Origin of the sequence: Pannonibacter sp. SL95, assembly GCF_026672425.1 — a bacterium.
Taxonomy (GTDB): domain Bacteria; phylum Pseudomonadota; class Alphaproteobacteria; order Rhizobiales; family Stappiaceae; genus Pannonibacter.
The window spans coordinates 192117-203610 of record NZ_JAPPRC010000003.1 but is presented as its reverse complement, the minus strand read 5'-3'; the positions used below and the strand labels follow the sequence as shown (position 1 = coordinate 203610).

The window sequence follows — 11494 nt, the reverse complement described above, 5'->3', positions numbered from 1 at the left end:
ACTTGATCTGCCCCCTGCCCAATTGAAGGGGATCCAGAGTGGCCCGCGCAGTGAGGCTGATGCGCTACCTCAGTTTCGGATTGAGCGCATCACGCAGGAAGTCGCCCAGGAGGTTGACCGCCAGAACCAGGATCGCAAGCGCTGCCCCGGGGAAAAGGGCGATCCACCATTCACCGCCATACAGAAAGTCATTGCCGGAGGCGATCAGCGTGCCGAGCGAGGGCTGGGTGGGCGGCATGCCAACGCCAAGAAACGACAAGGTCGCCTCGGTGACGATGGCGACGGCCAGATTGATCGTGGCGATGACCAGAACCGGACCCAGTACATTCGGCAGGATATGGCGCATCAGGATCAGACGCGCGGGCAGGCCCATGATGCGGGCGGACAGAACATAGTCCTTGTTCCGCTCCACCATGGTGGCACCGCGCACGGTCCGGGCATATTGCACCCAGAAGGAGAGCGCGAGGGCGGACACGAGGATCCAGAAGGCGAAGACCTCCCGGTCCAGCCGCCCGAACAGGCCATTGGCCGCGCCATCAATGAGCAAGGCGATGAGGATGGCGGGAAAGGTCAGTTGCACATCGGCGATGCGCATCAGAATCGCGTCGATCCGGTCGCCGAGATAGCCGGCAACCAGTCCGAGGCTGATGCCGATACAGGCGGCTGCCAGCACCGCCGTGATGCCGACGCCGAGAGAAATGCGCAGGCCGTAGAGGATGGCCGAAAGAATGTCGCGCCCCTGGTCATCCGTGCCCAGAACAAACCGCGGGTCGCCGCCCTCCATCCAGACCGGCGGCAGGCGGGAATCGAGGATGCTGATTTCGGCAAGGTCGAACGGGTTCTGTGGCGCGATCAGAGGGGCCAGCAAAGCCCCAAGCACGAACAGCAACACGAGCACGGCCGCCGCGATGGCAACGGGGGAACGGCAAAAATCATAGCACAGGTCGCTATCAAGAAGCCGTGTCAACCAGGCGCGAGCCGCAGGCATGTTCATCGCCCCCTCCTCATGCACTGGCCCGCAGGCGCGGATCGATCAGGAAATACAGGATGTCGACGATGAAATTGATCGTGACGAACAACAGCCCGGTCAGCATCAGATAGGCGGCCATGATCGGGATATCGACATTCTGCACCGCCTGCAAAAACAGCAACCCCATGCCCGGCCACTGGAACACCGTTTCGGTGATGGTGGCAAAGGCGATGATGGAGCCCAGCTGAAGCCCAGTGATGGTCACGACCGGGACAAGCGTGTTCTTGAGCGCGTGACGGAAGTACACGAGGCGGTCAGGCAGCCCCCGCGCGCGGGCAAAGCGGATGAAGTCGGCCCGCACCACCTCTAGGATCTCGGCCCGGACCAGCCGCATGATCAGCGTCATCTGGTAGAGCGCCAGGGTGATGGCTGGCAGGACGAGAGCTTTCAGCCCCGACACGGTGAGAAACCCGGTCGTCCACCAGCCGCCAAGATCCACCACATCGCCGCGCCCGAAGCTGGGCAGCCATTGCAGGCTGACCGCGAAGATATAGATCAGCAGCATGCCGAGGAAGAAAGTCGGCAGCGAAATACCGACCAGCGACAGCGACAGGAACAGCCGAGCCAGCACGGTCTCACGCCTGAGACCGGCATAGACGCCCATGGGAACGCCCACCGCCAGAGCGAGCAGCGCTGATGTGAAAGCCAGTTCCAGCGTCGCCGGAATGCGCTTGGCAAAGAGATCGGCGACCGGCTGGCGGAACTGGTAGGACGTGCCGAAATCAAACCGGGCGGCATTGCCGAGGAAACGCACAAACTGCAGCGGCATCGGGTCGTTGAGGCCCAGCTGCTCACGCAGGGCCTCACGTTGCTCGGTCGAGGTCTCGACCCCGACCATCTGGTTGACCGGATCGCCGACATGACGGAACAGCGAAAAGGAAATGAGCGCGACGACGAACATCACCGCGCCGGCCTGCAGCAATCGCCTGAAGGCAAATCCGATCATTGCCAGCCTGTTCCCGCTTGCCAGTCTCGTTCGGGTTTCGTGACAGCCGGGCGCTTGCCGCCCGAGCCGTTCAGTTCTTGGTGATGTAGCGGAACAGCAAGGTGTCGTCAGCGCGCTGTGCGACAACCATGCGGTCGGATACGCCCCAGGCCAAGCCCTGCTGATGCAGCGGAATATGCGCAACGTCCTGATGCTGCAGAGCGAAGGCGCGGAAGATCAGCTCGTCGCGGCGAACAGGATCGTTCTCGGCCATGATCTCCTTGACCAGCGCATCGGAGGCGGGGTTACAGTAGCCGCCGATGTTGAAGGCTCCGCCCTTGCCCGCGTCATCGCGGCAACTGGTCAGGTTTTCCAGCACGTTCCAGCTGTCGAGTGAGCCGGGTGTCCAGCCAAGCAGGAAGAACGAGGTCTCGAAGCCGCCGGAGGGCAGGATCCTGGCGAAATACTTTGCCTTCGGCATGGCGTTGACAGTGGTCTTGACGCCGACCTTGGTCAGCATCTGCGCCACGGCCTGGCAAATCGCCTCGTCATTGACATAGCGGTCATTCGGGCAATCCATCACCAGTTCAAAGCCATCCGGGTAACCGGCCTCGGTCAGCAGGGCCTTGGCAGCCGCAGGGTCATAGGCAAAGCGCTCGATTTCACTGGCACGGCCGAACAGATAGGGCGAGATGAGCAGCGCGGTCGGGGTGGACATGCCACGCATGACCTTCGCCCGGATCGCCTCGATGTCGATGGCCTGATACAGCGCCTTGCGCACGCGGACATCCTGGAAGGGGTTCTTGCCCTTGACGCTGGAGAACAGGAGTTCGGACCGCCGCTGGTCCATGCCGAGGTAAACCGTACGCAGTTCCGGCCCGATCAGGGCGCGCGTGCCGGCGGTCTCATTGACCCGTTTGATGTCCTGCACCGGCACCGGATAGACCAGGTCCAGCTCGCCCGATAGCAGTGCTGCAACCCGCGTCGCATCGGAGGCGATCGGGGTGAACTCGACCCTCGTCAAGTTGTGCAGGGCGACATCCCACCAGCCGGCATAGGGCTCGAAAACGGTCCTGACGCCCGACTCGTGGCTGGTGATGCGGAAGGGGCCGGTGCCATTGGCATTGAGCCCGGCAAAGTTGACGGTCGTGTCGGACGCAGAGGTGACTGCGACGGCGTTGTTCGCCTCGGTCCACTCCTTGTCCATGATGAACCAGGTCTCCCACTCTGCATGGAGAATGGGATTCGGGGCATCGAGCAGGAAGTCGACGGTGTAAGGATCTACGACCTCGATACGGGCGCTTTCGTCAATGCGCTTGCCGAGGTCGGAGCCTTTCGAGCGAACGCGCGCGGCGGAAAACACCACATCGTCGGCGTTGAACTCATTGCCATTGTGGAACTTGACGCCCTTGCGCAGATAGAAACGCCAATGGGTCGGCGACAGGATCTCCCAGCGCTCGGCCAGCGCCGGCTCCAGCTCGAGCTGCGCATTGCGGCGGACAAGACCCTCGTAGACATTGGCGAGCATCGAGAGGGAAAAGCTCTCGTTGAGACTGTAGGGGTCGAGCTGGTTGACGGCCCCCTGATAGGCGAACTTCATCGTCTCGGCCTGTGCCGATACCGGGATCGCCACATTCGCAGCCAATCCCGCAGCAAGACTCGCAGCCAAAACCAACCGACGCAGCATCATTCCGGCCCCCTGCCCAGATGCAAGTGCTTCATGCGACCTGCATATGAAGTCCGACGCGAGCAAAAGCTGTCCCGCCCGGAACTCTTGTGCATATTTACAGGCACAGCGCAGCCCTGCCAGAGCTAAATTTCTGTCTTTCTTGACATATTTCCGTCGTTGCCGCGTTGGGTCAACCTATTTGGATTGCACAGACGCGCGCATTCATGCGGCCGCTGCACGTTCCAGCGCCGCCAGAATTGGTCCAGCACCTGCCGGACAGGCAACGTCGAGCGGGGCAACACGGCCCCGGATCGGAACCTGCAGCAGGGGCAGGAAAGGATCGAGCCCGGCACCGGACGCCCTGAGTACGTCAAGCGAAATGGCGGCCAGTGCATTCTGCTCCTTGGCAACGCCTTCAAGGCGGCTGGCGACGTTGACGACATCGCCCAGAGCCGTCAGGCCAGAGGCCACGCCGTTGCGCCCGTCCAGACCGATGCGCCCGAGAATGGCGGAGCCGCCATGCAGCCCCACTGCAATGCGCAAGGGCGCAGACAGCTGCGCCGCAAGATCCCGGTTCACGCGCTTCAGCTCCTCGGCGAGATCGACGATGGCCGCAAGAGCGGAGCGGGAACCGGCCGCCATGCCGCTTTCGACGCCGAACAGCGCCATGATGCCGTCGCCCATGACCTTGTCGATCATGCCATTGTGCTTGCGGATCACACGAACGACGCTGTCGACATAGCGGTTGAGAATGAACACGACATCGAAGGGCAGGCGCCCCTCGCTGAGGGCGGTGAAGCCGCGCAAGTCGACGAACATCACCACGACCGGCTGCTCTGTGCCCCAGCGGTAGCGATCCTGCAGCCCTTCGCGCGGGACGACGGAGCCTCCGTTCAGGAGCGGCCGGACGACGAGATCAGCCCCTGGACGCACCTGACAAGCGAGGCGGACGTTCTTGCCGGCGTGGATGCGTTGCAAGACCTGCTGCTCGGTCGGTCCGGGCTGCGCGAGGTTGCCCGCGCCCGAGACGATCAGCGTGCGACAGGTGGAGCAGCGGGCGCGGCCACCGCAGACGGACATGTGCGGCACGCCCTTCATGCGGCTGATTTCCAGCAATGTCGGACCAGGCCGGGCGCGGACTGATTTCTCGCCGAGGTAATGCACGGTAATGGGCCGGCGGCCGACCGTGCCGAACTGGCGCAGCAGCGAAACGGCAATCGCAAGGGCCAGCAGGGCGAAGAACACGATGCGTCCGGCATCGGCCAGAATCTGCAGTTCCGCGGTCTGAGCCGGGGTGACCTTGAGCAGGAACTGGCCCTCCAGCACGAGGCGGCGGGCTCCATTGATCCAGCCCGTCAGCGATAGCACCGGCACGGCGACAGCCAGCGTCAACAAGGTGCCGCGCCAGTTCGGATACCACGGCTTCAGCCGCAGCCAGTAATGCAGGCCGATGCAGCCATGCAGCCAGACGATAATGAGAAGGAGGCTCTGCGTCAGCCCGGACCCCGGCCACAGCACCGACAGTTCGTGCTGATAGTCGACCACGGCATCAAACCGGGTGGCGGCACCCCGGGTCATGAGGATGTGGCGGATCAGGAGATAGGGGATGGCGAGACCCAGAAGGATCTGCAGCGCCTCCCAGACGGGCATGCGGAACGTGCGCCGCATGGCGATGCGATAGAGGGCAAAGCCCACATGCAGCAGCAACGCGCCATAGAGAACCACCGTTCCCGGCAGCGATTGCCAGACCAGCGCCCTGAGGTCCTGTCCCTTCTGCGCCCAGTCGAGCGAGATGTTGCCCAGGGCGTGGTTGAGGAAATGGGTCGCGGCAAAGGCAAACAGGATCAGCCCGGCATAAAGCCGGACTTGCTGCGCCAGCGGTCCTTTTCCGGGCGGTGTGCGCGTGTCCTGCCGGGCCATGGCCGTCTCCCTGATGCGGGGGCGGCTCAACCACCCCGTAAGACCACCTATGCCGTTCCGGTTGCAATCCCGCAAGCCTGTCCACAAGGTGCAGGCCGCCTGCCCCTGCCCTCCCGCGTCAACAGGGGTGGATTTTACCGGCCGGGTGGCGCATCTAGGGCCTCAGAGCACACGACGCTGACGCGAGGATGGAATGATCGTTTACGGCATCAAGAACTGCGACACGGTGAAAAAGGCGCGCGCCTTTCTCGAAGCGGCCGGGCTTGCCTATACCTTCCACGACTACAAGAAGGAGGGCGCCGATGCGGCGACGCTGAAGGGCTTCATCGACACCTTCGGCTGGGAACAGGTCGTCAACCGCAAGGGCACCACGTGGCGCAAGCTGCCGGAGGAAGAACAGGCCGAGGTCAAGGACGCCGACAGCGCACTGGCATTGATGCTGGCGCAGCCGTCCGTCATCAAGCGGCCGATCGTCGTGGCGAAGGGCAAGACGCTGCTCGGCTTTGACCCGGTCTCCTGGGAAATGGCGATGGAAATGGGCGAACTGGCCTGAGAAGGCGTGCCTTCATGACAGGTCCCGGCACAGGGCCGGGACAGCCTGGTGAAGATACGGCCGCGGCGGCGTTGCCTACCAGGTGCGGCGCGGGCCGGTGTCGATGTGATAGTGGCCAAAGGCATAGCGCTTGTAGCCACCGACCTCCGGCTGCGCCTTCAGGAAGGCGAGGATCGCGCCAGGATCGCCGCGCACCGTGAAATCAACGGCCTTGCAGTCGAGGTGGTACGAGTTGCTCGCCCCGCCTTTCCACCAGTTCTCCAGCCACCAGCGCTTGGTCGAATGCACCGTCACGCGGCCGTACCGGTCGGCGACCCGGTTCAGGACTTTCTTCAGGCTGCGGGGCACGCACCATTCCGTGTCGTTGTAGACGATCTTGTCCGATGATGACGTCATCCAGCCGAGCCCGGTGATGCCGGACAGCGAGCCGCAGCCCGACAACAGCAGGGCCGGAAGCAGAACGCCACAGAGGACAACAGGCCGCAAACGCACGGCGAAACCCTTTCGCAAAGGGATGAAGACCAGCCCCAAGGGTCCGCCAACTTGTTTAAGATTGTCGTGAGAAACAGGGTTAACGGGTAACCAGCACGGTTCCGCTTGCCGCTCTCACTTGCCCCGGCGCGGACGCTCTCCGACGTAGGTGGCGCGCGGCCGGATCTGCTCGGGAACCGTCATCTGTTCCAGCGCGTGCCCGATCCAGCCGACGATGCGGCCGGCGCAGAACAGGATTTTCGCCGCATCTGCCGGCAGCCCGAGCGCTCGAACGACGACGGCCAGGGCGAAGTCAATGTTGGGCCCGGCTCCGAACAGGTCCGCCGCCTGCGCAATCAGGGCCGGCGCCATCGCCAGCTGCCGGTTGCCGGGCAAGAGCCGATTGCCCAGCGCCAGCAGGCAGGTGGCCCTCGGATCAGCGCCGCGGTAGACCATGTGGCCAAAGCCCGGCAACGGGTCGCCGCGCTGAAGGCGCTGCTGAAGGACGGCGGGAATATCCTCAGCCTCGCCAATATCCGACAGCCATGCCCCGACCCGGTCAGCGGCGGCACCATGGCGCGGACCGCTGAAGGCACCGAGACCCGACAGGAGCGCGGCATGCAACGGCGCACGGGTCGACGCAGCGCAGCGCACGGCAAAGGCACTGGTGTTCAGTTCATGGTCGGCAGACAGCACCAGGGCAGCCCGGATCAACTCGCTGCCAGCGTCGCCGGTCAGGCCGAAGGCGGCAGCGAACTGGCGATGAATCGGATCGGCACTCGGCGCCGGCTGGCCAAGCAGAGCGGCGACGCCAAGGCGCAGCAGCGCCGCCCCCTTTACCGGCAGCAGGGCCGGCGCGCGGGTGTAGGCGGCCGGGTCCAGCAAGGGATAGGCCGCAAGCGCCAGCATCAGCCGCTCAAGTGGCGCACTTCCCGCCGGCAACTCGGGCAAGGGGCCGGGCGATGGTGCGGCGAACGGATCGCTGTCGCAGGCCCAGAGCAATCCGGCAACGGCTTCCAGGGAGAAACTCTCCGCCAGCGCCAGCGCCGAATGCCCACGGTACCAGGGGCCATCCTCGGCGATCAATGTCAGACGCGTTTCGAGCACCAGGCCACCGGTCAGGGGCGACGTGGCGGCCGCGTCAGGCCGGTCCTTCTGCGCCGCCAGGGCGCGGATGTCAGCCGCATCATAACGCTTCTGCTTGCCGGGCCCGGGCATCGAGCGGATCAGGCCCCGGCTGACATAGGCGTAGAGCGTGGCGGGCTGGACGCCCAGCTCGGCGGCAGCTTCACGGGCGGAGAGATAGAGCGGCGTGTTCATATATTGATTGTATCTATCAATATTGACCGCATCAAGCAGGTGACGCGACACTTTGCCGGAACGACAGACACAGGAGCGTCCCATGACCATTCCCTTTTCCACCGGCACCTTTCCGGCCAGCGCCGCCACGGACGCCGCGCGCAGCCCGGGCCTTGAGGGGGTTGTTGCCGCCGACACGATCCTGAGCGAGGTGGACGGCGCGAGGGGCCGGCTCATCCTGCGCGGGCGGGCAATCGAGGATCTTGCCGGTCAGATGAGCTTCGAGGCGGCGGTCGCGTTTTTCTGGCAGGGGCTGCTGCCGTTGCCGTCCAGCGGCGATCTGGCCGCTGCCTTTGCCGAGGCCCGTCTCAAGGCCCATGCCATCGCGGTGCCGGTCATGCAGAGCGCCGGGCCGGGGCTTGGCAGCTATGAACGCATGCGGCTGGGGCTGGCTGCCCTGTGCCGGGACGATGCGGCAGAAGATGCCCTCACCATGACCGGCGCGATGCCCGTGCTGCTGGCCGCTGCAGCGCGGATCGGGAGAGGCGAAAGCCCGATTGCCCCAAGTGTGGCGGCAGGCAGCGCAAGCGATCTGCTGGCCATGCTGACCGGAACAGAGCCATCGGCGCGTGCGGTCGCGGCGATTGACCGCTACCTGGTAACCATTCTCGACCACGGCTTCAACGCCTCTACCTTCACCGCCCGGGTGATTGCCTCGACGGGCGCGGACATGGGCTCGGCGGTGCTGGGCGCAATGGGAGCGCTGAAAGGCCCGCTGCATGGCGGTGCGCCGGGTCCGGTGCTCGATATGCTCGATGCCATCGGCACGCCGGAACGGGCCGTCGGCTGGATTTCCGCTGCGCTCGCAAGGGGCGAGCGCCTGATGGGCTTTGGGCACCGCATCTATCGGCAGCGGGATCCGCGCGCGGATGTGCTGAAGGCCGCTCTTGGGCAGCTGGAGGCAGCCGATGGGCGCGTTGCGCTGGCCGAGGTCGTTGAGCGGGAGGCGACTGAGGCGCTGGCACGGCACAAGCCCGGCCGCCCCTTGCACACGAATGTGGAGTTCTACACGGCTGTGCTTCTGGAAGCCGCAGGCATTGACCGCAGCCTGTTCACGCCGCTGTTCGCGACCGGACGGGTGGCCGGCTGGTGCGCCCATGTTGCCGAACAGCGCGCCACCGGCCGGCTGATCCGCCCCGGCGCCCGCTATGTTGGCCCCCAGCCGGCGGGCTGAGCCCCCAAGCAAAAGGCCGGCCCCACGCGGGCCGGACTCAGACTGCTGATAAACCTCGACCTCAGCGTCGTCATCCCGGCCAAGCGCAGCGCCGAGCCGGGACCGGAGAGTCGAGGCCTCAAAATTTCAACCAGCTAACCCCTGAGAGACCTTGGCTCTCCGGTCCCGGATCTCCGCTTCGCTGCGTCCGAGATGACGATAGAGGGTTTGTCATCAACCTTAGGCCGGCCCTCGCGGGCCGGCCTTTTCGTATCTAGTATCGGGAGTTACTTGTTCAGGATCAGTTCCGGCCCCATCAGGGTGTAGGGCAGCCAGGTGGACAGTACTGGAACGTAGGTTACCAGAATCAGGAACAGGAACAACACGCCCACCATCGGCAGGGAGGCGCGCACCACCTGAATGAGGCTCATGCCCGTGATGCCCGAAGTGACGAACAGGTTCAGGCCGATGGGCGGCGTGATCATGCCGATCTCCATGTTCACCACCATGATGATGCCGAGATGGATAGGGTCGACACCAAGCGCCATGCCGATCGGGAACACCACCGGCGCCACGATCAGCAACAGACCCGACGGTTCCATGAACTGGCCGCCGATGAGCAGGATGATGTTCACGGCGATCAGGAAGGTGAACCAGTTGAAGCCCGCACCTACCATCACGTCGGTCAGGATCTGCGGGATCCGCTCCGATGTCAGCACGTGGGCAAAGAGCAAGGCGTTGACGATGATGAACATCAGCATGATCGTCGTCTTGCCGGAATCCACCAGAACCTTGCGGGTCTCGGCGTGGAAGAAGCCGGGAATGAAGTTCACAGCCGTCAGCCACAGGTTCCGGCCGATGGCAGCGCCGATGGTCTCCCCCGGCTTGCGCATGGGCACGCCCTTCAGCGGACCCATGTCGCGATAGATGAAGACCGCGATCAGGAAGGCATAGACGGCGGCAACGGCGGCGGCTTCCGTGGGCGTGAAGATGCCGCCATAAATGCCGCCGAGGATGATCACGATCAGCAGCAGGCCAAAACCTGCCTCGCCGGCGGACGAAAGAAGCTCGCCGAAGCCCGCAAAGGATTGCTTCGGCATGTTCTTGATCCGGGCGTTGATATAGATGGCGGCCATCAACATCAGGCCAGCGACAAGCCCCGGAATGACGCCGGCCAGGAACATGCGCCCGACCGACACATCGGTTGCCGCCGCATAGACGACCATGACGATGGACGGCGGGATGAGGATGCCAAGCGTGCCGGCATTGCAGATGACACCGGCGGCGAATTCCTTGCTGTAGCCGACCTCGCGCATGCCCGCGATGGCGATGGTGCCGATGGCGACCACGGTCGCCGGCGAGGAGCCGGACAGGGCAGCAAACAGCATGCAGGAGAACACGGCCGCGATGGCCATGCCGCCCCGCACGTGGCCGACGCAGGCAATGGCAAACCGGATGATGCGCCGCGCCACGCCGCCCGTGGACATGAAGCCCGAGGCAAGAATGAAGAACGGAATGGCGAGCAGCGTGTAGTTCTGCGACGCCGTGAACAGCTGGATCGCAACCGACGAGACGGAATCGGTCGAGAACAGCGCGATGGTGAGGACGCTGGACAGGCCCAGCGCGATGGCGATCGGCACCCCGAGGAACAGGAGCCCCAGCACCAGGATAAAGAGAATGGCAGCTTCCATGGTGATGACCCTCAGTCCTTCAGGACGTCCTTGTTTTCGGCAACGAGGTCTTCGGCCTCATGCGACGCGATCATGATTTCGCGCTGGCCGGAGAAGATCTGCCAGGCTGCCTGCAGGCAGCGGAAGGCGAGCAGGAAGAGGCCGACGGGCAGGATCAGATAGGCGATCCAGCGCTGGACCCGTTCCTTGGTGCCAAAGGCTTCCTGAATGAACTCGGGATAGCGCAGGTCATCGAGGCCGATGCCCACCTTGTACATCTTCGACCAGTACTCGATGGCGCCGCCGCGCGCGTCGGCCCCGAAGAACTGCAACCAGTCGGCAGACAGCAGGACCACCGCATAGAGGACGCCGCACACCGCGCCGAAGACCGCAAAAAAGCGGAAGACGGGACGCGGAAACAGGCGGATGATCGCATCGACGCCGAGATGGGCGCCGATCTTCACGCCATAGCTCATGCCGAACAGAATCAGCCAGGCGAACAGGATGCGGGTGAATTCAAGCGCGCCGGTCCAACCGGAGTTGAAGCCGTAGCGGGCCACCACTTGTGTAAAGGTGACGAGGGTCATCGCCGCCATGAGGAAGGCAATCACCCCTTCCTCAAAGCGGGTGACCAGGGAATCGAGACGTTGCATGGACGTGCCCCCAGGATAAAATGGCCCTGCCCCGGCGGCGTGAAACCGTCAGGTGACCGGAGGGAGAATCCCTCCGGTAGCCTTTCTTGCT

Annotated in this window: 10 protein-coding genes; 2 read left to right on the top strand and 8 right to left on the bottom strand. The window is 64.3% G+C overall.

Annotated elements, in window-relative coordinates:
- Window positions 1–64: 64 nt before the first annotated feature.
- The 4 genes from OVA12_RS01545 to OVA12_RS01530 form a co-directional block, all read right to left on the bottom strand.
- Complete coding sequence (locus OVA12_RS01545; RefSeq protein WP_268133872.1) at window positions 65–994, bottom strand: ABC transporter permease; 930 nt, start codon at window positions 992–994, stop codon at window positions 65–67.
- Between the two features lie 10 nt (window positions 995–1004).
- Entirely contained in the window at window positions 1005–1976 is a 972-nt protein-coding gene (locus OVA12_RS01540) for an ABC transporter permease (RefSeq protein WP_268133871.1), read from the bottom strand.
- Between the two features lie 70 nt (window positions 1977–2046).
- Window positions 2047–3645, bottom strand: coding sequence for an ABC transporter substrate-binding protein (locus OVA12_RS01535; RefSeq protein WP_268133870.1), 1599 nt, complete (start codon window positions 3643–3645; stop codon window positions 2047–2049).
- Window positions 3646–3846: 201 nt separating this feature from the next.
- Entirely contained in the window at window positions 3847–5544 is a 1698-nt protein-coding gene (locus OVA12_RS01530) for an adenylate/guanylate cyclase domain-containing protein (RefSeq protein WP_268133869.1), read from the bottom strand.
- A gap of 193 nt (window positions 5545–5737) precedes the next feature.
- Between OVA12_RS01530 and OVA12_RS01525 the strand changes: the two genes are divergently transcribed.
- Window positions 5738–6097 (top strand): ArsC family reductase, encoded by a 360-nt coding sequence (locus OVA12_RS01525; RefSeq protein ID WP_268133868.1) that lies wholly within the window; start codon window positions 5738–5740, stop codon window positions 6095–6097.
- A gap of 75 nt (window positions 6098–6172) precedes the next feature.
- Here the strand turns inward: OVA12_RS01525 and OVA12_RS01520 are convergent, their stop codons facing one another.
- Window positions 6173–6589 (bottom strand): YcbK family protein, encoded by a 417-nt coding sequence (locus OVA12_RS01520; protein ID WP_268133867.1) that lies wholly within the window; start codon window positions 6587–6589, stop codon window positions 6173–6175.
- 114 nt (window positions 6590–6703) lie between these two features.
- The gene (locus OVA12_RS01515) at window positions 6704–7888 is read right to left on the bottom strand and encodes a citrate synthase family protein (RefSeq protein WP_268133866.1); all 1185 of its coding nucleotides are present in this window, start codon (window positions 7886–7888) and stop codon (window positions 6704–6706) included.
- Window positions 7889–7970: 82 nt separating this feature from the next.
- On the opposite strand from OVA12_RS01515, the gene OVA12_RS01510 reads away from it, so the two are divergent.
- A complete protein-coding gene (locus OVA12_RS01510; protein ID WP_268133865.1) occupies window positions 7971–9101 on the top strand; it encodes a citrate synthase/methylcitrate synthase in 1131 nt (376 codons plus the stop codon).
- A 266-nt stretch (window positions 9102–9367) separates the two neighbouring features.
- On the opposite strand, the gene OVA12_RS01505 is transcribed toward OVA12_RS01510, so the two are convergent.
- Both OVA12_RS01505 and OVA12_RS01500 read right to left on the bottom strand, forming a co-directional pair.
- Window positions 9368–10771 carry a TRAP transporter large permease gene (locus OVA12_RS01505; RefSeq protein WP_268133864.1) on the bottom strand — a complete coding sequence of 468 codons (1404 nt, stop codon included), beginning with the start codon at window positions 10769–10771 and terminating at the stop codon, window positions 9368–9370.
- An 11-nt stretch (window positions 10772–10782) separates the two neighbouring features.
- Entirely contained in the window at window positions 10783–11403 is a 621-nt protein-coding gene (locus tag OVA12_RS01500) for a TRAP transporter small permease (RefSeq protein WP_268133863.1), read from the bottom strand.
- Window positions 11404–11494 lie beyond the last annotated feature (91 nt).